Raw genomic sequence first — 22,514 nt, 5'->3', positions numbered from 1 at the left:
GCGCAAGTGTATACAAGGCGCCCCCTAAAACTCAAAGACATTTACAAATCTCAGTTTTTTTGACGGTCCGCTAGCGGTGTAGAGAAGGTGTATTCCATGTCCCATGGGAAGCGAATCCAAGTGTCTTGGCTCACTTCTGTAATAAAGGTATCTACCAGTGGTTTGCCAGCTGGTTTGGCATAAATGGTAGCAAAGTGTGCTTTCGGTAGCAGCTTACGGATTTCACGTGCGGTCTTACCGGTATCCACCAAATCATCAATCAAGATATAGCCCTCACCATCGCCTTCCACGCCTTTGAGAATACGCAGATCGCCTTGTACATTTGCAGTACCGCCCTCTTGAGTTGAGTCGTAACTCACCACACAGATGGTATCGATCAGACGAATATCCATTTCACGGCATAGAATTGCGGCAGGCACGAGACCACCACGGGTGATGGCAATAATGCCTTTCCAAGGACCTTGCTCTAGTAAACGCCAAGACAGCGCGCGGGCATCACGGTGCAGTTCATGCCAAGAGACGGGGAAATCTTTTGAGTAGGGGTTCATGCTTTGCTCCTAAGCTTTCTGGTCGGGCCAATCCCCCCTTTTTTGAGGAGCATCACAAGGCCTAATCGGTTAAGCGGCGTATTCTAGACCAATCGGTTAAGTTTTTTCCATAAAAAACTATGACGAACATATTCAAATATTGAGATCACTTGCTCTGTGTCGACTTTAATTGCATCGGCAAACCCGCCGTAACAAAGGTCACTTGCTCACATAGTTGCGCCATACGCTGGTTCAATACACCAATTTCATCGCCATAACGACGCGCCAAAGCATTCATCGGCATAATGCCTAAACCCACTTCGGCACTGACCAAAATTACTGGCAATGGATAGTTGGCCAGCACCTCGAGGAACTTCTCACGCTCGGCTTCAAGCTGTGGCTCATCTTCGGCACATAACAAGTTGGTCAGCCAAAGTGAGCAACATTCGACGATCACACCAACTTCGGGCAGCTCATTGGCAATCTTGGTCAGAGTCGCTGCCAGCTTGAACGGCTCTTCAATAGTTTGCCAATGCTCAGGGCGGTACGACTGATGCTTCGCCACGCGCTCCGCCATGCTGCCATCCCACACTTGCGAGGTGGCGATATAAACGATTTGCTCACCTTGCTCTGCGATCCAACGCTCGGCAAATTGGCTTTTGCCACTACGAACGCCCCCCAAGACTAAATGCTTCATCCCAGCTCCTTTAGTTGATGTCCTTGCAATAATCTCACCAAACCATGGTTCAAACGTTGCATTTCATGACCTGCCGGCAGCGATAATCGCACCCAGCCTTGGCCCAAGCGGATATGAATGCCTACTGTATGCAACGCTTGAAACGCTTTCGCTGCCTGCTCTTGGTCCAACTGCCAAGTATAAAACAGCGCGCTATGTTGCATGTCTTGGGAGTCAAATAAGGTATTAAGCTTTGGCAGGATACTGTCCATAAAATAAGCGTGACGCTCGGCTAACGACTCTAATGCCTCGGCTTGCCATGCACTATCCTTGAGCGCTTCGACTACCAAATGCAAAGCCGGTGTTGCCACTGGCCAAGGGCCAATTAACGATTGAATCGAAGCCTGAAACGACGACTGTCCGAAGATAAAGCCAGCCCGTGCACCGGCTAAGCCAAAGAACTTTCCGACTGAACGCAGAACAAAACAGCCACGTGGAAGAGACTGATTGAGCCAACTGTCTTCTGGTGTCGCATCTAAAAAAGCTTCATCGAGAATCAAATAACGCTCAGAGATTTCGAGCATTAGCTTTAGCTGCTCGGATTCTGCTGAAGAAAGAGACTGACCAGTTGGGTTGTTGGGCGAGATCACCACCGCAATATCCCACTCGGATCCCAAAAGCTCGCTCACATTTTGGTATTCGCTAACCTTATAGCCCCATTTACGCCAACTGTAGCCGTGCTCCTGATAACCAACCGCTGGTACGAGCACTTTTTTACGCGCTACTTTTTCAAGTGCTCCTTGTTCCAACAACAGGGCAGGCAGTATTTCAATAAACTGCTGGGTACCTGCGCCAATGGCTAACGGCGCTTGGCCGAAATAATCGGTGGCCGCTTGCTGTAAAGCAAACGAGTCTGGCAGTTCGTACCAAAGCTTAGCGCTATTTTCTAAGAAGGATTCAGGGATCGGCCAAGGCTCACGATTGCACGCAGAAGATAAATCCAACCAGTGAACCGCATTTTGATCTTGGCGTTGCCACTGTTCTAAATCGCCACCGTGCTTTGGGGGCTCTAATGTAAAATTCATCATTTATAGTAATACCAAAATCAGCAACGCCCACAAATAGACGCCTTTATCCACCAAGCGCACTGCTTGATCTAAATCTTTTACTTTAGGTTCAGGGCCTTCGCCTAATGTTGGGCGCATCTGGGTTTCACCAAAGTAGACCGCCGCACCGCCTAGAGACACTTGAATTGCGCCCGCGCCCGCCGCCATAACAGGGCCTGCGTTGGGGCTCTTCCAGCCACGCCCTTGATACCAAGCACAGTGCAAAGCACGTTTTGCATTACCAAGCACCGCATAAGTCAGCACCACTAAGCGCGCTGGAATAAAATTCAATACATCGTCCATACGCGCCGCACACCAACCAAAATGTAGAAGCGCTGGCGTTTTATACCCCCACATAGCATCCAAGGTGTTCGACAATCGGTAAAGAAGCGCGCCAAACGGCCCTAATAGCAAAAACCAAAAGATCGGCGCAAAGATCGCATCACTGCCATTTTCCAATACCGATTCCATACTCGCCTTGGCGATTTGGGTTTCATCAAGTGTCGAGGTATCACGACTGACAATGCGCCCCACCGCTTCACGGGCTGTCGGCAAATCTTGCTCATGCAAAGGTTTGGCAATGGCGATGGCATGTTCACGTAAGCTTTGCCACCCCACGGTGAAATACAAAATCACCGTACCGACCAACCATTCCAGCCAGCTAGGTAATAGCCAAAGCACTATCGTCAGCGCCATTACACAAGGCAGCACCGCGACACTCCAAGCCAGCACACCATGAATGCGCTGTAGCGTTTTTGGTGCGCTAGGATGCAATTGCCAAGCTTGACGACAGCGTGTGGCCCAGTTACCAAACCAAATCAGCGGATGCCAAGACTGCGGCTCCCCGAGCCAACGATCTAGCAACAACGCACCAAGCAAGGCTAAAGCGGTACTGGAAACAGTTTCAAAAAGAAAATCCATCAGGTTATCCGCGACATCATTCAATTAAAAGGAAGTGAAATACGTTAAAATCGCCCCATTGTAATCAATCGAACGGACAAACCCACATGCGTTTTTTTAATCTTATGGTGCAAGGCACTACTTCAGATGCTGGCAAAAGTACCTTGGTCACTGCCCTATGCCGCTTGATGAAAGAACGCGGAATCAATGTGGCACCGTTCAAACCGCAAAATATGGCACTTAACAGCGCTGTCACCGCGGATGGTAAAGAAATCGGTCGCGCCCAAGCGGTACAAGCTTATGCCGCAGGCCTTGAGCCGGATGTGCATATGAACCCGATTTTGCTGAAGCCCAATACCGATATCGGTGCGCAAGTCATTATCCAAGGCCACTCGGTGGGTAATATGAATGCGGTGGGTTATCACGAATACAAAACCATCGCCAAAAACGCCGCACTGGATTCTTACCAACGTTTGGCCGATCAATACGACTGCGTACTAATCGAAGGTGCCGGCAGTCCCGCGGAGATCAACCTGCGTGCCCGCGATATTGCCAATATGGGCTTTGCCGAAAGCATTGATTGCCCGGTGATTATCATCGCCGACATCGACAAAGGTGGTGTGTTTGCGCACTTAGTCGGCACTTTAGAGCTGCTTTCACAGAGTGAGCAAGATCGTGTGATTGGCTTTGTGATTAACCGCTTTCGTGGTGACATCGCCCTGCTGCAATCGGGCCTTGATTGGCTCGAAGAGCGCACAGGAAAACCCGTTTTAGGCGTGTTGCCCTACTTGATGGGCTTTCACTTAGAGTCCGAAGACGCCGTCGCTGCCAGCCCCACTAAAGAAGGCTCTGACACCAAACTGCAAGTGGTAATTCCAGTATTACCGCGTACCAGTAACCATACGGATTGGGACGCGCTGCGTTTACACCCGAACGTTCAAGTTACTCTTGTACGTAAAAACGAAACTATCCCACCTGCGGATCTCGTCATTCTGCCTGGCAGTAAAAGCGTGCAAAGTGATCTCGCTTTCTTACGTGAACTCGGCTGGGAAGACTATATCGCCCGACACCTACGCTATGGCGGCAAACTGCTCGGTATTTGTGGTGGTTTTCAAATGTTAGGGGAATTCTTAGACGACCCACTGGGCATGGAAAACGCTGAGCCAGCAAGCGCCAAAGGCTTGGGCTATATCCCGATGCGTACTGAACTCAAAGACGGTAAACAATTGAAACAACGCACAGGTAATATTTCCTCTTTGGGCGATGCCAGTGTGAAAGGCTATGAAATCCATAGCGGTGTATCAGAGTTTAACCAAGAAGTTCAGCACTTTGCCACGCTTGAGAATGGTGAGCTTGAAGGTTACTTGTCAGAAGATAAACAAATTATCGGCACCTACCTACATGGTCTGTTCGACGACAAACACGCTTTAAAAGCCCTACTCGGCTGGGCGGGGGCTGTCGACAGCCAAGACTTCGACTACGAAGCCTACCGCGAACAGGAAGTGGCTCGTCTGGCGAAAAGCTGTGATGAGCATATGGATATCGATGGACTGATTGAGAAGTGCCGAGCGTTTTAGGCTGAGCGTTCGTAATTTGCTTCGGATTACCTCAGGCAGATAAGTAACAACCCAAGCTTCATCTGGATATGGCATCCCATGCAATTTCCTTCGCTTGCGCCTGTCTCGTCTCATTCTTCGACACCGACGCGTCAGCGCTCAGCAAACGCATGGGACGCTTTGAAAGACTTTAGTACTCAAAAAGACTCAATATTCAGAAGCCAATATCCATTTGTAGCGCACTCTAGCGCTTGCGCGTGGAGCGAAAAATGGATTTGGCTTCGATAATACCTGAGTACTAGATCTGCCCTTTTGATTGGCAACTTCAAAAGAAGCTAATGTCCATTTGCAGCGCACTCTAGCGCTTGCGCGTGGAGCGGAAAATGGATTTGGCTTCGACAGTATCCGAAGATGCTTAAGCCACTTCCTCTGGATGTGGCAGTTTCTTATTGCGAAATTTCTTCAGCGTCATGCGATAACGTGTCACTAGAATCGAAGCCAAGACAAATAGGCCAATCCCCAGACCAATGTACAAGCCACGCACATGCAGTGTGTCGGCCCACGGGCTAAGGTGCGCTAGCCAGTAGCTTAAAGGGATACTTAAGCCAAACAGAGAAACCGCCATGGCAATCATGCTGGAACGGGTATCGCGGAAGCCTCGAAGAGCCCCCGTAAACACTGTCTGCACCATATCTTGCGGCTGATAGGCTGAGGTAATTAATAAAATACCTGCCGCCATGGCCGCGACCACTTCATTAGAACTAAACAGCAATGGAATCTGCTCATTAAAGGTTTGCGTCAGGGTAAAGCACACCGCCACGTAACCCGCCCCGAGCATCAAGATGATACGAATACGACGTTGTACTTCTTCCACACCATGGGTGGCCATGGCTTTGGCCACGACAATTGCCGTCACGGCACTCATGGCCATTAACGGTGTAAACAGGATCGTTGAGTAAGACATAACGATCTGCCCCGCACCCAAGGCTAAATCACCAAACGCAGAAATCAACCAAGTAAGCGAAGAGAACAAGCCAATCTCAAAAGCGAAAGCAAAGCCTGCTGGCATACCAACACCAAAGAGAATTTTGAAGTTACGCACGTAATACCAGTCGATCTTGCTAAACAAGGTATCCGTGTTCACTTTCAAATCGAATAACACAAAGACAGTCAGCGAAACCCAAACAGACAGCGCCGAGGCAATCGCCGCACCGCTGGCACCCAATTCAGGAAAGCCAAACTTTCCGTAGATCAGCATATAGTTAAAGATGACATTTAGAATCAAGCTAAGCGTTGCCACCATCAATGGCACTCGTGGCTTGCCCGCCGCTTCAAACAGGTTTTTGTAAGAGGTCATCAACGCCAGCGCCATAAAGGTCGGCGAGAACAGATACAAATATTGCTGCGCTACTTGCTGAGTTTCGGGTTCGCTGGCCATCATTTTCGCCGCCCAAGGCAATAATGTCAGGCTCATTGCTGCACCGATTATTCCCAAGATGATCGATAATCCGAATGCTTGCGACATGTACATATTCACCAGCATTCTCTGACGACCATGCAGGTGACGGGTAATCAATGGCGTTAAGCCAAATGTCACGCCAATCATAAAACAAGCGACTGGACTCCAGAGGCTCGACGCCAAGCCTACCGCCGCCAAATGCAGTGAATCGTAGTGCCCCAGCATAATTGTATCCACAAGACTGATGGATAATTCCAAGGTCATGGTGAGGATCATGGGAAAGAGCAAATGCAGGATTTCACTCAATGCTGGGTTGCGTTTGGCAAACTGTGTAAACATGATTTTGAAGTCTATGAAAGGTATTCAATTAAGCGTGCGGCGAATTTATCACCAAGTGGTCAACTTTGCACGATAACTCAGTATAATTGCACCAATTGTGTGCTTTTCAGTGTCTTATCAAACTGTCCTAAGCCAACCGTTTCCAATTCATAAAAATATTTTAGGATCAATGGATTATGACCATTCTTTCGACCCTAGGCCCACTTCTAGCAGCGCTTCTATTCGGCTACTGGGTGAACGTCCCTCTAGCAACCCCAGAGCGTGTCGCCAAAGGGCTTTCTCAACTTACTTATGTGATTTTAGGCTTAATTGGCTACAGCATTGGTGCGCTGGATAATTTAGCCAGCAAGATCATGATTGCTGGCTATCAAGCGGTGGTCTTATTCATTGCTATCACTGTGCTGCCTTTATTAGCCTTGTGGATAAGCGGCCAAGTTTTCCACGCTGGCGCCAGCAAGCTCGAGCATGTGGATAATAATTCATCAACTAAGAGTGCTCTGAAAGATGCCGCCAAAACATTAGGCTGGGTATTGGCGGGGGTATTGGCAGGCTGGCTGCTTAAAAACTGGATTCCTAGCGTGGACGAGCTGGTCACTTGGCTGTTGTATCTACTGCTATTTTTGGTCGGCTGTCAGCTACGTCATGGTAATTTTCGCTTACGTAAACTCTTCCTCAATACGCAAGGCGTCGCCATTGCGTGCACCACAGTGATCGTGACCCTATTAGCCGGCTTACTCGCAGGCTCATTACTCGATTTAGAATGGCATAAAAGCTTAGCCGTGGTATCGGGATTTGGTTGGTACAGCTTATCGGGTATCTTGATTACTGGCCTTGGCGATCCCGTGCTCGGCACGACCGCTTTTCTACTCGACCTTGGCCGTGAAATCATCGCGCTAATGCTGATCCCCATGTTTGCCCGTATCAATAGCCACTTATCGGTTGGCTACTCAGGCGCCACCGCCATGGATTTCACCCTGCCATTACTTGGCAAAGTGCATGGTGCAGAGATCGTCCCCGTTTGCATCGCCAGCGGCTTTATTATGAGCTTTTTAGTGCCGGTATTGATTCCGCTATTTATGGGGATGTGAGTCGAAATCGGGGTAAGGATACCCCACAAATGAGCACTTGTAGGAGGGCTGTCCCAGCCCGATTAGATCCTGAACCCCCGATGGAATCTTGTGGGAGGGGCGTCTCGCCCCGATAAGATCCTGCATCCCCGATAGAATCGGGTCGTACGAGCGAGTTGTATCTCGCGATTAAAGCCTGCTTCCCCGGACAGAGCCGGGTCGTACAAAAAGTAGCTCTATAGTCTTTGATAAATCGGCTGGCCAATACGTTGGATATGATCAATCAAGTTGTCATTTTCAATTTGAGAAAAGACAGATAAATCAATTTGATACGGCAACATCAAGTCATCTAACTCTGACTCTATCCGGTTAAATAAAGACCAATCGATGTCATCCATGATAGTCATATCAATATCGGAAGCGGCTCGATAATTGCCTTTCACTCGCGAGCCGTAGACTAACACCTGGGTGACTTCAAGAAATTGCGCGAAAACCGAACGTATTTGCTGTATTTCAGATACCGTTAAACCAAATTGATCAGACACTAAAAACCCACCTGCTCTTCATCGGCTTTTAGCTGGAATGTCACAACAAACTCAGCAAACAACTGCGCGTACTGGGTACGCAAATGCTCGATAATTTGGTTAGCAGTGGCTTCATTATAAGTGTGCACTGTACGGTTGCGGTCTTGTAGCATCGCCAGCCACGCATGACCATCCGAAATGAGTTCACGCTTAAAGCCTTCGCGTATAGCATCGCGTGAGCCTGATACAGACTCAATCCCTTGCCAGATCAAATAGTCACGCAATACATTCCAAGCCAGCTCATAAGTGAACTCAAATGCCTGAATAGAACCTTGTTTCTCAATGTTGCTAAGCTCACGCTCAGACATCAGCTGGAGCGCTTCTTGTAGCTGCGCATAGGCTTTCTTGAAGTGATCAAAGCGTTGTAACCAGCGAATATCTTCTGACATAACAGAACTCTTATATGGAAATTAAATTGAGCTTAGCGAACAATGTGCTTGGATTCGAGTGACATTTTGTAGGACTTCGCTGTGCGAAGGAAATCATCCTGCGATTCAAACTTGCTTCCCCGGACGGAGCCGGGTCGTACGAGCCATCTCCTGATGGCGATTTGAAGCACTGGTCCCCGATAGAATCGGGTCGTACGAGCGGATTGTACCCCGCGATTGAAAGCCAGCTTCCTCGGACGGAGTCGGGGCGTACGAGCCATCTCCTGATGGCGATTTGAAGCGTCTGTCCCCGATGGAATCGAGTCGTACAAAAGAGGTTATTTAACCTGATTCCAAAGTACCAAGATCGCTTCTTGATCCTTCTCAGAAACCCCTTCCGCCTCAAGTGTGGCTTTTAGTTCCGTTTCAAAGTAAGCATCAAATTCATCCGCGCCCTCGCCTTCCGCGGCGCTGTGCAGGCCCAGTAGCCCTAGCAAGTAAGCACAGTAAAACAGTTGATCGCCGTCTTGGGCTTGGTGTTCTAAATCGCGAAGGGTATCGCATAGAGCGTCGGAGCGTTCTGCGTAGGTTGTCATGTTCATTTCCTAAGAATATAACAAAGCCGACGTCACTTGTGGTGAGGTCGGCTTTGAAAAGCGTTGTGCTTAAGCTTACGGCTTAAGATTCAATGTCTCAAGCGTACGTGCACGGATCTCTAACAATAGATCGGTGTTTTTCACTAAAGACTGACCGTAAGACGGTACCATTTCTTTCATTTTGGCTTGCCATTCTGCTGACTGCATACGATCAGCAAAGCTGCGCTCCAAGATGCCAATCATGGTATTAACCGTCGTTGATGCACCAGGTGACGCACCAAGCAGTGCGGCAATCGAACCGTCTTCCGCCACGATGGCTTCGGTACCAAACTCAAGCTTACCGGCACCATCTGGACCTTGCTTGATGATCTGCACACGTTGACCCGCGTAAGCCAATGACCAGTCTTTGTCTTGGGCATCAGGGAAGAAGTTACGCAATGACTCACAACGGTCTTTGTGGGACTGACGCACTTCACTGATCAAGTACTTGGTCAGATCCATATTGTTTTTACCGACACTTAGCATGTTGCCAAGGTTGTCGGCGCGAACACTTTTTACAAGGTCAAATACCGAACCCTGTTTTAGGAACTTGGTGGTGAAGCCAGCAAAGGGACCAAACAGAATGGCTTTTTTGCCATCAATGATACGCGTGTCCAAGTGTGGCACAGACATTGGTGGCGCACCGATTGGCGCGGCACCGTAGACTTTCGCGTGGTGCTGTTCAACCAACTCAGGCTTATCACAGACCAACCACTGACCGCTTACTGGGAAGCCGCCGTAGCCTTTACCTTCTTTGATGCCTGATTTTTGTAGCAATGGTAATGCACCACCGCCTGCCCCTAGGAAGACAAATTTCGCTTGGATATCGCGACGCTGACCTTTTTGGTCCACCGTGACTTTCCAAGTACCATCAGACAATTGCTTAAGCTCTTCAACTTCAGCGCTAAGTTCGATGTTGACACCGTCTTGTGTCTCAAGGAACTTCGCCATATTACGGGCAATGGCACCAAAGTTCACATCCGAGCCGTGATCAATACGAGTCGCTGCCAAGGGCTCATCGCCTTTGCGGTTTTGCATGATCAATGGCATCCACTCAGCCATTTTTTCGTGATCTTCCGTGTATTGCATTTCACGGAATGCAGGGTGAGCACTCATGGCTTCAAAACGTGATTTTAGTTTTTTCACGTTGTCCGCGCCCCACACAAAACTTTGGTGTGGTACACGGTTAATAAATTGTGCTGGCTCAGGCAATAGGCCTTTTTCAACAAGGTAAGACCAGAACTGTAGGCTTACTTCAAAGGCAGCGTTGATGTTTACTGCTTTATCGATGTTGGTGGTGCCGTCAGGATTTGGTGAAGTGTAGTTAAGCTCACAGTATGCCGCGTGTCCGGTACCTGCGTTGTTCCAACCATCGGTACTTTCTTGCGCGACTTTTTCTAAACGCTCAACCAAGGTGATAGATAGTGAAGGATCGAGCTGTTTAAGCAACATGCCTAGGGTGGTGCTCATGGCACCGCCGCCTACGAGTAGTACGTCTACAATGTTTGAGGTCATATGAGTTCGCCGTATCATAGCCAGTTTGTAGTTTGAGAGTAATTCGGAAAAGGGCTGTTAACCATCTATAAGGGAAGGTGCGAATACGAACCGATACAGACGCATTCGGACTGTCCCTCTGCAATCTGGGTAAAGATCATTGCACTTCCTCGTTACTCCCCTGAGAGCGCTGTTCATCACGGAAATACGCCGTTTAGAACGGAAGCGATCAACCATGCAAGGGTTTTAAGCAGGTGTGTCGCAGATTATACGGATTTTGACGCTAATGTCTTGATACCTTGGTATTAGTTTAGCGATCTTTAGTTCGCTATCGTGCAACCTTTTAGCAACAAAGAGGATTTCTTAAGACAATGTTTTTAAAAGAAAATATGAAAGTTAAACAGATCGAAAATACGCTTCTTCTAGCAGTTAATGGTCGGTGCTATAAACTTACGAAATAGCCGCTATCAAAACTGAGTCGCAAAGCAAAACGCCTCGTATCGGAGAAACCAACACGAGGCGTTGTAATTAGCTGACAGGCAGGCTTATTTAAAAGTCAGTGTGTAACCTGATACTGCCAAATTATCGGCTTCACTTTGCAAGTTAGCGGCGGTCAGAGGACGCGTATCCAACCAGCCAGGTAAGAACTCTGCATGTAAGGATTTATCATCGGCTTTCAGCGTAAAGATCGGCATATCCCCTTCTTTACGGTCGATGTGTAGCAAGATCGCCAAACGTAGCAAGATCGCCAAACGGTCAAGGTCCTGCTGATCGCTCTTGGTAAAACGATACTCCAAGGCTTGAGTAAACTTACGGCGGTGGCGTAATACCAAAGAAGCTAATGCCTGTTGCTCCTGCTGGGAGAAGCCTGGCATATCGGATTCGCTAATAATGTAGGCACCGTGTTTGTGATAACGGCTGTGGGAGATACCCATGCCACACTCGTGCAACAAGCTCGCCCAACGTAAGATGTCTTCGCTCGACAAAGAGGCTAAGCCCCAATCGTCTTTCACCTGCGCCAACATGGACAAAGAAGTGTGGGTCACCAACTTCGCTTGTTCCGTATCGATATGGTACTGGTTCAGCATGTAGTTAACGGTGCGCTCACGGATGTCAGTGTCCGCATAACGGCCCATAATGTCGTACAGCACCCCTTCACGCAGGGCACCATTGGAGAAATCCATTTGCTTGATACCAAAACACTCAAACACAGCCGTTAGGATCGCAATCCCCGCAGCAATGGTCGACTTACGTTCCGGTTTCAACCCTAACAGGTCGATATTGTCGGCATGGCCCGCATCAAACAGCGCTTTTTGGATTTGTTTCAGCACTTTTGGCGTAATACCCTTCTTGCTCCAGCCCATTTCCAAAGCAATATTGTAGGCAGCCTTGATGGTACCAGAGGAACCAATCGCCACGTCCCAGCCTTCATCAAGGTAGTCGTCTTGAATACTCAATAGTTCAAGACGCGCTGCCGTGACGGCTTTTTGGAAGTTGGATTTGGTAATCAAACCATCGGGAAAGAAGCGTTGACGGTAGCTGACACAGCCCATATGCAGACTTTCCGTTAGAATCGGCTCAAGCTGCTGACCAATGATGAATTCAGTCGAACCACCACCGATGTCCACCACCACGCGTTTTTGATCGCCATGATCCATGGTACGCGCCACGCCCACATAAATCAGACGGGCTTCTTCACGACCCGCAATGATTTCCACTGGATGGCTAATCACGTCCATGGCTTTAGAAATAAAGTCGTAGCGGTTTTTCGCCGCACGTAAGGCATTGGTCCCCACAATACGCACCGCCCCTAATGGCAAGTCATCGATTACTTGTGCGAACTGGGCGATACAATCAATGCCTCGCTGTTGCGATGCTTCATCTAAAGTGTCATCTTCTTGCAGACCAGCGGCTAACTGAACTTTGTCACCGTACTGGCCCGTAATACGCAGTTGTCCATGCGTAACTTGTGCGACGACCATATGGAAACTGTTTGATCCTAGGTCTATCGCTGCAATTTTTTCGAATGGAAAATCATGCGATTGTTGCACTAAAAGTGATTGCATCCATCAACGCCTTTTCGATTATTCAACTAATGAGCCGAAGATTAACTGGTTTGGCCGCATCTGTCATGGTCAAATTCCATGGACTTTTTTGATGTACAGACTAACGCAAGACATTATTTTTACCGAAATCGGTCAAAAAACTAACAAAAAAGGCGCTATTAAACCTTTTTGACTATAGACCTCGGGAATTTGTCGCACTATAGTTAACCAGTCTTATGAATTGTCTATTTATAGAACGGCAATTAAAAAGACTCCAATCAAGTGATACACGCTGTTCGACTTCGCCCATTGCGAATGATAGAACTCCAGCCATGGTTATGCCCGTAGCCGGTATTCGGTGTCGAAAAGCATTTTATACGTTTAAATACTTCCGACATAGATCATGTATAGCCGTGTTGCTACATCACTATGGTCCCGTCATTTTTCCTCTTATGAGCTAACAACTAAATTCGTCTATGAACCTTACCGAACTAAAACAGAAATCAGTCCCTGAACTATTAGATATCGCAGCGGAAATGGGGCTAGAAAGCCTTGCTCGCTCCCGAAAACAAGATGTTATCTTCGCGATTCTGAAACGCCACGCGAAAAGTGGTGAAGATATCTACGGCGACGGCATCCTTGAGATTTTGCAAGACGGCTTTGGCTTCCTACGTTCTCCTGATAGCTCATACCTAGCGGGTCCAGACGATATCTACGTTTCACCTAGCCAGATTCGTCGTTTCAACCTACGCACAGGCGATACCATCGCCGGCAAGATTCGTCCGCCAAAAGACGGCGAGCGTTACTTCGCGCTATTAAAAGTTAACGAAATCAACTTTGATAAGCCTGACAGCGTACGTAACAAGATTCTATTTGAAAACTTAACGCCATTGTTCGCTAATGAGCGTTTGGTAATGGAAGCTGGTAACGGCTCCACTGAAGACGTGACGTCTCGTATCATCGACCTAGTTGCGCCAATGGGTAAAGGTCAGCGAGCCTTGATCGTTTCTCCGCCGAAAGCGGGTAAAACCTTCATGTTGCAGAACATCGCTAACGCGATTACCCGCAACAACCCAGAATGTCACATGATCGTACTACTAATCGACGAACGTCCTGAGGAAGTAACAGAGATGTCGCGTACCGTACGCGGCGAAGTAGTCGCTTCTACGTTCGACGAGCCACCAGCGCGTCACGTTCAAGTGGCGGAAATGGTAATCGAGAAAGCAAAACGCCTAGTTGAGCACAAAAAAGACGTGGTTATCTTGTTGGACTCGATCACTCGTCTAGCCCGTGCCTACAACACAGTTATCCCTTCATCAGGTAAAGTACTAACCGGTGGTGTGGATGCTAACGCTCTTGAGCGTCCTAAGCGTTTCTTCGGTGCCGCACGTAACATTGAAGAAGGTGGCAGCTTAACCATCATCGCTACAGCGTTGGTGGATACAGGCTCTAAGATGGACGAAGTTATCTTCGAAGAATTTAAAGGTACCGGTAACTCTGAGTTACACCTTGACCGTAAGATTGCTGAGAAACGTACTTTCCCTGCGATCAACATTCGTCGCTCTGGTACACGTCGTGAAGACCTACTGACTACGGAAGATGAACTACAACGTATGTGGATCTTGCGTAAATTGCTAAACCCAATGGAAGACGTTGCCGCAACAGAATTCTTGATCGATCGCCTAAAAGTGACCAAGACCAACGATGAGTTCTTCGAGTCCATGAAAGGCAAGAACAAGTAACAAAGCGTTTCCATAACGGATACACAGAAGCCACTTCCTCACTTTTATGTGAAAGTGGCTTTTTTTTATGCAAAAAGCATCGATATAATGGCGCCCATCGCGCTGATTCATGCGCTAAAATTATTAAAAAGCTGTTTCAACAGCTACTAGAGAGCACAACGGAGTTATCTAGGTGAAAGACGTTAACGCTAAAGTCATTCGAGTCGAATCACTAAATAGCACAGTGTATAAGGTGGATTTGGAAGTCAACGACAGCCAATTCATCGCTGGGCAATATTTAATGATCGCCTTACCAACGGGCGAGAAAGTCCCATACTCAATCGGTAGTGCACCATGCGAGCTACCAACGCTTAGCCTATACATTCTGGTCGCAGACCAAGAATCCTTGGCCTTTAAAGTTGTAGAACATATTAAGAACAACGACAGCGTTGATCTTGTTCTACCGGGCGGCGATGCACACATTGAGAAAGCCCCTGCTGAGCTAAATGCCCCACTGCTGCTGATTGCAGGTGGTACTGGCTTTGCACAGATGAAAAGCATCTTTGACGACCTCGTACACAAAGATTACCAAGGCCCAGTGCATTTTTACTGGGGTCTACGTACAGCAGCGGATACCTTTGTGATGGATTGGATTAACAGCCATCAATCACCCGCAAACTTCCATATCCACGTGGTCGTGAATGAGAAAAGTGATGACTGGGATGGCCGTACCGGTTGGTTGTACGAAGCCATCATTGAAGACCACCTAGAACTGCAAGACAGCCATGCCTTTATTAGTGGCTCTGTGGGTATGGTCTACGGCACACTAGATCAGCTTGAAGCCAAAGGCATTCAAGAAGCTAACTGCCATTCAGACGTGTTTGCTTACGCGCCACGCCCTAAGAAAGACTAGTTAAAGACTTTCCGACAAGTTAAAACGAAAAAGCATGCCCTCGGTATGCTTTTTTATTGGATTTTGAGAAGGTCTTAGTCACTAAGCAATCGATTCATTCATATCCAAGTATTGGACGTTCTCGACACCTACCAAAGTAGCCGCGAAATCATCGGCTAATAAATGATAGCCAGCACTGTCGACAAAGCGTTCCACATCGGCGTAGTTAACATTCAGCACCACGGTATCATTACCTAAACCACCATCGACGTAGTCGTAACCACCCGCCCCTAGGTAAATACTATCGTTACCTGCGCCTGTGTAGATTTGGTTATCCACTTCGTTGTCGATCACAATGTCATCACCAACGCCAGTAATCACATTCTCGATCACCACACCGTAGGCGATACCTAAGTTATTGTGATTGAGGAAAGCTTCATCACCCAAGTCATCGATAAACTCTTGAATAAAATCAATAGCGGAGCGGCTGGTTAAGCCCGCTGCGTAGCCAACCTCTACGGCTTCTTCAAAGCTCGTCCGCTGCGAAACAGAGGATAATGTGTAATCGTTTAGGTCGATGCTGCTGCCGTATTCCGCCGCGCTAAGATCCAAGGTGTCGTTGCCACCTGCGTCCCAAATGGTCAGGTAATGTCCAGAAGCGGTAGTAAAAGCACGCTCTGCTTCGTTATACACATAGACCGTATCGCCTGCGTTGGTACTCATATCAGCACCATAGATGGCCTGAAGTGCAGCCACATCAATAATGCCTAAATCCGTACGGTAAGCGTCAACTGTGTAAGTGGAATAACGGGAACCTTGATTCAAAGCCTCGACTTCATAACCCCCCAACAGGGTATAACTCATCGCAGTGTAATAGGTATTGTCATAGGCACTATTAAGTCGCACGCCTTCAAAGGAGTGATCTAAGCCCATGGCATGACCAAGTTCGTGCATCATGGTAAACACGCCATAACCGCCGACACCATAGTAGTTTTCATCACCACCATCACGGTTCAAGAAAACATCACCACCGACATCCTCTCCCGGATAGTAGGCAAAAGCTTCCGAAGAGTATTGGTAAACCGCTGAGACATTGATGTCTGCACTGCCGTAGGAGCGAATCAAATCAGTGTTAATGTATTGATTTTGAGACTCCGCCACAGCGCTAAAGTAGCTGATTTCTTCGTTGGTCAGCGCTCGCCAACCATAGCTGAGATCAATATCTCTCGTGTAAGATGCAGGCATCGAGCTAGGAAAGCCATAAGTGACAAAGCTATTATCCCAACTATCACCACTGATAATACTATTGACGAAAGGCGTGCTGCTGTTAGCTAATGCAAAAACACCCGACACGGCATTACTCTGAGCCAGTAGATTGAGAGTGTCAGCATCCGTTCCTAATAAGCGAGAATCAGAGGTGTTAAAGCCTAAAACATTAAAAAAGCCAATCACGTCGGCTTCCGAAGCGCCCTGCCCATAAAGTTCAGCCAGCATCGAAAAGGTCACGCCGTATTGAAGCGCCGTGCTGTAGATAATTTGAGGGTTACTGAGATTGGCATAAATAAAGTCTCTTCCTTCGGAGAAAGAAATCCCATAGCTTGCCAATAGCTCTGTCGCATTGCTCATTAGTCACTCCCAAAGCCGACAAAATAAAGTTCTTTGCGTTAGCTTAATAGTAAGTGAAGTTAGCACTTTAACAACAAAAGATATGTAAGAATTCACTACCAAGCGCTACACATTGTAGCCTTGGTAGTGAGAGTTAACTGGCGAGGTAAAACTTAGCGGGCGTTATCCGCTAAATCATTTAGCAGCGTACGCTGAGCACTGCGGTACTCATCTTTACGCGGCTTCGACAATTGGTAAGAACCGTCGCTTTGCAGTAGCCAACTTTGCGTATTGTCTTTTAGGTAATACTCAAGTTCCTGCTTCACGCGGCGTGCCAATTTGTAGTCTTGGATCGGGAACGCCACTTCCACACGGTTGTTCAAGTTACGATCCATACCATCGGCACTCGATAGGTAAACCATCGGCATACGATTATTATAGAAGTAGTACACACGAGTATGCTCTAGGAAGCGACCTATGATACTACGCACACGGATATTTGAAGACACGCCTTTAATCCCCGGACGTAGCGTACAAATACCACGCACGATCAGATCAATCTTAACGCCCGCTTGCGATGCTTTATACAGGGCTTGGATCAGACGCTGCTCCGTTAACGAGTTCACCTTAATAATGATTCGCGCTGGCTCACCCTTTTTCGCGTTTTCCGCTTCATGGGCAATCATATCCAACAAGCGATCACGTAGCGTGAACGGCGCGTGAAGCAACTTCTTCACCTTCAGCTCTTTGCTCATACCCGTCAATTGCTGGAATACGCGATGCACATCATCACCAATTTCTTTATCGCAGGTTAAGAAACTGTAGTCAGTGTATAAACGCGCATTACCCGCGTGGTAGTTACCTGTGCCCAAGTGAACGTAACGAGTTAGCTCAGCTCCTTCACGACGCACGATGAGGATCATCTTAGCGTGAGTCTTGTGACGTACGACACCGTATACCACGATCGCACCTGCATCTTGCAGACGGCTCGCTAACGCCAAGTTTTCCGCTTCATCAAAGCGTGCACGCAGCTCGATAACTACGGTCACTTCTTTACCATTTCGCGCGGCCTCAACCAAGGCATTGGCAATTGGTGAACGGGCACCTGTACGGTATAGGGTTTGGCGAATAGCGATAACGCTGGGATCTTTCGCCGCTTCACTAAGCATATCAATAACCGGCGAGAAGCTCTCAAACGGGTGCATTAATAAGTAATCGCGTTGACGAATCGCATCAAAGATACCGCCGGACTTGGCCAATTTATTTGGCAAGCCAGGAGAGAATGGCGGGTAAGACAAATCAGGGCGATCTACTAGTTCCAGTACCGCCATCAAACGACTTAAGTTAACTGGACCATCGATGCAGTACAGGTCTTGTTCGGTTAAATCAAACTGCGCCAACAGGGCATCGACAATGTGCGCGGGACAATTGTCGGCAATTTCAAGACGTACAGAACTACCGTAGTGGCGGCTTTGTAGCTCGGTACGCAGCGCCCCTGCCAAGTCCAAACCGATATCATCCGAATCTACTTCTAGATCGGCGTTACGGGTTAGACGGAACTGGAAACAACCTTTCACCGTCATACCAGGGAACAGCTGATCAGCATGGGCGTGAATAATCGACGATAGGAACACCATGTTATCGCCGCCTTCACACACATCGTCAGGCAACTTCACCAGACGTGGCAAAGAACTTGGCGCTGGAACGATCGCTAGACCATTTTCACGACCAAAGGCATCGCGTCCTTCAAGCTCCACTACGAAGTTAAAGGTCTTGTTCGCCAAACGTGGGAATGGGTGCGCAGGGTCTAGACCTACTGGGCTGATAATGGGCAACACGTTGTCGCGGAAGTAGCGCTTCACCCAAGCCGCTTGCTTCTCCGTCCAATCTGAACGACGGATAAAGTGAATATTTTCTTCGGCAAGCTTAGGGAAAATGATGTCATTTAGAATACGGTACTGACGGCGTACCAATTGATGCGCGTGCTCACTGATGAGCTGCAACACCTTGCGTGGGTGCATGCCATCAGGACCATTTTTTTCACGGCTGTATTCGATCTGACTCTTAAGCCCTGCCACACGGATCTCAAAGAATTCGTCCATGTTAGAGCTAAAAATACATAGGAACATCAAACGGTTAAGAACAGGATGGTTTTCATCCATCGCTTGCTCTAACACGCGTGCGTTAAACTGAAGATGGCTAAGTTCACGGTTGAAATACAGCTCAGGATCGGCCAGATCAATGTCTTCTGGCAAACGCTCTTCAATCGCCAAACGACTAGGGTCAATCGGCAATTCTGGAATTGGCTCCAGTACTAAGTCTTCCACTGCATCCACTGTGGCTTTCTTTGCTTCATGAGAAGCAGCTTCCTCATTTTTGACTTCTGAAGATTGAGTAACTTCGATTGCTTTTTCAGCCTGTTCAGACATTGCGTGTCAGCTCCAATAGCGTGGCATCATTATGTTCCATGTTGCTCTACTCTCAGTCAAAGCAGAGCAACTTTTAAAAATTACACTAACGCAATTCTCGGGTCACGACTTGTATTTGAATTTTCAACAGCTATTCAAAATTAGCACAAGCCGCGACAACACTAATAGTCTAGCCCTTTAGCAGGCGAGCTGCGTCTTTTGCAAAGTAAGTCAAAATACCGTCCGCACCAGCACGTTTAAATGCCAAGAGCGATTCCAGCATGACTTGGTTCTTATCCAACCAACCGTTTTGGAAAGCCGCCATTTGCATAGCATATTCACCACTCACTTGGTAAGCGTAAGTTGGCACGCCCAGTTCAGATTTCACGCGGCGCACCACATCAAGATAGGGCATACCAGGCTTCACCATCACCATATCTGCACCTTCATCTAGATCCAGCATGACTTCACGAATCGCTTCATCGCTGTTCGCAGGATCCATTTGGTAAGTGGATTTGTTGCCTTTGCCAAGGTTACCTGAAGAACCGACTGCATCACGAAATGGACCATAGTAAGCCGAAGCGTATTTCGCAGAGTAGGCCATGATGCGAGTATTAATGTGGCCCTCTAGCTCCAGAGCCTCACGAATCGCGCCAATGCGGCCATCCATCATATCCGACGGCGCAATCACTTGCGCACCAGCTTCTGCGTGAGACAAGGCCTGCTTCACCAAGACTTCCGTAGTAATGTCGTTTAGTACATAACCATCTTCATCAATGATGCCGTCTTGTCCATGGGTAGTGAATGGGTCCAACGCCACATCCGTCATCACGCCTAATTCTGGAAAGTGCTGGCGCAATGCACGTACGGCACGTTGTGCTAGTCCGTCTGGATTGTAGGCTTCTTCTGCAAGTAGAGATTTCTTAGCTTCGCCCACCACAGGGAACAAGGCCACCATAGGGATACCCAGCTGTACCAACTCAGCCGCTTCTTTAAGCAACAGGTCGATGGTCACCCGTTCAATTCCCGGCATCGAAGGCACGGCTTCACGAGTGTTCTGACCTTCGATCACAAACATCGGATAAATTAGATCATCAGCGCTCAGGCGATGCTCACGCATTAAACGACGAGAAAAATCATCTTTACGCATACGGCGCATACGAACAAACGGAAAGGTCATGACCAGCTCCTTACTTTACGGGTCGTAAACTATAAATAAATTGTGACAATTAGGTTACAGAAAACAAAATTGCCTCATAAAACAAGGGAAAGCACGTTAGTGGTAACTTTCAATTGCTCTGTATGTTAATCATTCTAGAGCAAAAGTATGGGTAATACCTTGATGTCATTCAGGAAATTTATAGAAAGCCATTGAAAACGCAAAAAGGGTCGCAGATGCGACCCTTTTGAAGTACCTAAGAGATAGTGTGTTAAACCTTAAACTGATTCGTTAATTGGCTTAATGCTTCCGCAAGGCGAGCCAATTCTTGAGTCGAGGCACTGCTCTGATCAGCCGCTGCCGCAGTACTGGTAGCGATATCACTGATATTCACCAGATTCTCATCCACGGTACGCGATACAATGGCCTGCTGCTCTGTGGCAGAAGCGATCGTGCTGTTTTGTTCATTAATATTGGCAACCGCTTGCTTGATCGCGGCCAGCGCTTCACCCGCTTTATGGGCAATATCCAGAGTATGCTTAGCTTGCTCATGGCTCGCGCGGATAGAACTTACCGTTTGTCCGGTAGAACCTTGTACGGCCCCAATCATGGTCTCGATTTCAATGGTCGATTCATGAGTACGATGGGCCAAGGCACGCACCTCATCTGCCACCACCGCAAAGCCACGTCCGGTTTCACCGGCACGGGCTGCTTCAATCGCCGCATTCAACGCCAACAAGTTCGTTTGTTCGGCAATACCACGAATCACATCCAGTACCGTTCCGATTTTGACAACCTGCTCTTCAAGCAGCGTCACACCAGTAATAGTACTGTCCAGTTCGCTTAGTAGACCGGTAACGGTTTTAATCGTCCCTTCTACCTCTTTTCGTCCTGTCTCAGAACGCTCATTTGCTAATTCAGACTCTTCTGATGTGGACACTGCACTACGCGCCACTTCATCCACTGCAGAGGACAGCTCTGTCACAGACGATACTGCCTGCTCTAACTGCATATTTTGATCGTAGATAGATTTGGTCGCCTGCTCAGTGACAATACTCAACTCTTCAGATGTGGCCGCCAGTTGCGATGCGGAGGACTGGATCTCATTGATGGTGTTACGCAGTTTCACTTGCATCGCAGACAGTGCCTTGATCATAGCGGCGGACTCATCGTTACCGTTATCGCTAAACTCTTTGGTCAAATCACCGTCAGCAATGGTCTGCGCTGCTTCAATAGCCGTTTGCAATGGACGCACTAGGCTTCGAGTAAATACGATAGAAAACAGAACCACTAGCAATAACGCCGCTACAATCGTACTGTACATAATCATGGTGGTTTGAGATTCTGCCGCATCGACCGTATTGTCACTGTCCACCACACGCTGAGTTTGAAACGCTTCTAACTCTGCCAAAGCAGAGCTTAATTGATCACCAACAATTTTGGATTGTTCTTGCAGCGGTGCGCTGGCAGCTTCATTGCCATTGGCAACCATAGTCATCACTTGGCGTTGTAATGATTGATACTGACTAAAGTTACTAGAGATATTATTTAAAATATCTAACGCTTCCTCTGCTCTCGCTACACCTTTCATATTTTCTAAAGCTTTAGAGAATTTATTCTCCGCTTCGGTATAAAGATGGCCATTCTGATCCGCATAATTAGGAATCAGCACAATTTTAGTCACTTCAAAACGCAACTCATATAAAGCCGCCATCATATTTTGCGCATAACTTAAAGCAGGGATACGTTTTTCTGTAATCACATCAAACTCATCAGATAAGTTTGAAATTCGATTTAATGAGAAAAGCCCTAGAGACAGAACAATCAAACCAACGATAGCAAAGGCTATCGTCGAACGTGTCCCAATTGAGATAGATCGGATGAGCATAGTGTTATTGTCCTTCACAACAGAGTGTAGCCTAATGAAATAGACGAATATAAAAATAGGTGGAGCGCGTAGAACGGAGAATCTT

Annotated in this window: 18 protein-coding genes; 4 read left to right on the top strand and 14 right to left on the bottom strand. The window is 47.8% G+C overall.

The window, feature by feature from the left end:
- Positions 1-50: 50 nt before the first annotated feature.
- The 4 genes from gpt to cbiB all read right to left on the bottom strand — a co-directional run bounded on the left by gpt (position 51) and on the right by cbiB (position 3,230).
- The gene (gene gpt, locus ACOSVP_RS00200; protein WP_487345500.1) at positions 51-548 is read right to left on the bottom strand and encodes a xanthine phosphoribosyltransferase; all 498 of its coding nucleotides are present in this window, start codon (positions 546-548) and stop codon (positions 51-53) included.
- Positions 549-693: 145 nt separating this feature from the next.
- The gene (cobU, locus tag ACOSVP_RS00195) at positions 694-1,224 is read right to left on the bottom strand and encodes a bifunctional adenosylcobinamide kinase/adenosylcobinamide-phosphate guanylyltransferase (RefSeq protein ID WP_487345499.1); all 531 of its coding nucleotides are present in this window, start codon (positions 1,222-1,224) and stop codon (positions 694-696) included.
- Complete coding sequence (locus tag ACOSVP_RS00190) at positions 1,221-2,291, bottom strand: aminotransferase class I/II-fold pyridoxal phosphate-dependent enzyme (protein WP_487345498.1); 1,071 nt, start codon at positions 2,289-2,291, stop codon at positions 1,221-1,223. The genes cobU and ACOSVP_RS00190 overlap by 4 nt, the downstream gene beginning before the upstream one ends.
- A complete protein-coding gene (gene cbiB / locus ACOSVP_RS00185; protein WP_487345497.1) occupies positions 2,292-3,230 on the bottom strand; it encodes an adenosylcobinamide-phosphate synthase CbiB in 939 nt (312 codons plus the stop codon). It abuts the gene before it with no gap.
- A gap of 86 nt (positions 3,231-3,316) precedes the next feature.
- Here cbiB and ACOSVP_RS00180 point away from each other — a divergent pair, with 86 nt between their 5' ends.
- Entirely contained in the window at positions 3,317-4,786 is a 1,470-nt protein-coding gene (locus tag ACOSVP_RS00180) for a cobyric acid synthase (protein ID WP_487345496.1), read from the top strand.
- Between the two features lie 394 nt (positions 4,787-5,180).
- Here the strand turns inward: ACOSVP_RS00180 and ACOSVP_RS00175 are convergent, their stop codons facing one another.
- Positions 5,181-6,563: an MATE family efflux transporter gene (locus tag ACOSVP_RS00175; protein WP_487345495.1), complete on the bottom strand. Its 1,383-nt coding sequence runs from the start codon at positions 6,561-6,563 to the stop codon at positions 5,181-5,183.
- Between the two features lie 176 nt (positions 6,564-6,739).
- Here ACOSVP_RS00175 and ACOSVP_RS00170 point away from each other — a divergent pair, with 176 nt between their 5' ends.
- Complete coding sequence (locus tag ACOSVP_RS00170) at positions 6,740-7,651, top strand: LysO family transporter (RefSeq protein WP_487345494.1); 912 nt, start codon at positions 6,740-6,742, stop codon at positions 7,649-7,651.
- A gap of 215 nt (positions 7,652-7,866) precedes the next feature.
- Here the strand turns inward: ACOSVP_RS00170 and ACOSVP_RS00165 are convergent, their stop codons facing one another.
- The 5 genes from ACOSVP_RS00165 to ACOSVP_RS00145 all read right to left on the bottom strand — a co-directional run bounded on the left by ACOSVP_RS00165 (position 7,867) and on the right by ACOSVP_RS00145 (position 12,777).
- A complete protein-coding gene (locus tag ACOSVP_RS00165) occupies positions 7,867-8,175 on the bottom strand; it encodes a nucleotidyltransferase domain-containing protein (RefSeq protein ID WP_487345493.1) in 309 nt (102 codons plus the stop codon).
- On the bottom strand, positions 8,175-8,603 hold the full coding sequence (locus ACOSVP_RS00160) for a nucleotidyltransferase substrate binding protein (RefSeq protein WP_487345492.1): 429 nt from the start codon (positions 8,601-8,603) through the stop codon (positions 8,175-8,177). The genes ACOSVP_RS00165 and ACOSVP_RS00160 overlap by 1 nt, the downstream gene beginning before the upstream one ends.
- Before the next feature lie 317 nt (positions 8,604-8,920).
- Entirely contained in the window at positions 8,921-9,178 is a 258-nt protein-coding gene (locus ACOSVP_RS00155; RefSeq protein WP_487345491.1) for a YfcL family protein, read from the bottom strand.
- Between the two features lie 75 nt (positions 9,179-9,253).
- Entirely contained in the window at positions 9,254-10,732 is a 1,479-nt protein-coding gene (gene mqo, locus ACOSVP_RS00150) for a malate dehydrogenase (quinone) (protein ID WP_487345490.1), read from the bottom strand.
- 524 nt (positions 10,733-11,256) lie between these two features.
- Positions 11,257-12,777: a Ppx/GppA phosphatase family protein gene (locus tag ACOSVP_RS00145; RefSeq protein WP_487345489.1), complete on the bottom strand. Its 1,521-nt coding sequence runs from the start codon at positions 12,775-12,777 to the stop codon at positions 11,257-11,259.
- A gap of 455 nt (positions 12,778-13,232) precedes the next feature.
- On the opposite strand from ACOSVP_RS00145, the gene rho reads away from it, so the two are divergent.
- Both rho and ACOSVP_RS00135 read left to right on the top strand, forming a co-directional pair.
- Positions 13,233-14,498 (top strand): transcription termination factor Rho, encoded by a 1,266-nt coding sequence (gene rho / locus ACOSVP_RS00140; protein WP_487345488.1) that lies wholly within the window; start codon positions 13,233-13,235, stop codon positions 14,496-14,498.
- Between the two features lie 172 nt (positions 14,499-14,670).
- Positions 14,671-15,390, top strand: a complete 720-nt coding sequence (locus tag ACOSVP_RS00135; protein WP_487345487.1) for an NAD(P)H-flavin reductase — start codon at positions 14,671-14,673, stop codon at positions 15,388-15,390.
- An 81-nt stretch (positions 15,391-15,471) separates the two neighbouring features.
- Here ACOSVP_RS00135 and ACOSVP_RS00130 read toward each other — a convergent pair whose 3' ends face one another.
- The 4 genes from ACOSVP_RS00130 to ACOSVP_RS00115 all read right to left on the bottom strand — a co-directional run bounded on the left by ACOSVP_RS00130 (position 15,472) and on the right by ACOSVP_RS00115 (position 22,429).
- A complete protein-coding gene (locus ACOSVP_RS00130) occupies positions 15,472-16,995 on the bottom strand; it encodes a M10 family metallopeptidase C-terminal domain-containing protein (protein WP_487345486.1) in 1,524 nt (507 codons plus the stop codon).
- 152 nt (positions 16,996-17,147) lie between these two features.
- Complete coding sequence (gene ppk1 / locus ACOSVP_RS00125) at positions 17,148-19,403, bottom strand: polyphosphate kinase 1 (protein ID WP_487345485.1); 2,256 nt, start codon at positions 19,401-19,403, stop codon at positions 17,148-17,150.
- Positions 19,404-19,572: 169 nt separating this feature from the next.
- On the bottom strand, positions 19,573-20,562 hold the full coding sequence (gene hemB / locus ACOSVP_RS00120; RefSeq protein WP_487345484.1) for a porphobilinogen synthase: 990 nt from the start codon (positions 20,560-20,562) through the stop codon (positions 19,573-19,575).
- A 250-nt stretch (positions 20,563-20,812) separates the two neighbouring features.
- A complete protein-coding gene (locus ACOSVP_RS00115) occupies positions 20,813-22,429 on the bottom strand; it encodes a methyl-accepting chemotaxis protein (protein WP_487345483.1) in 1,617 nt (538 codons plus the stop codon).
- Positions 22,430-22,514 lie beyond the last annotated feature (85 nt).

This window comes from Marinomonas sp. HM11-D (genome assembly GCF_057626615.1).
The sequence above is the reverse complement of the archived record's forward strand: the minus strand, read 5'-3'. Positions and strand labels throughout refer to the sequence as shown.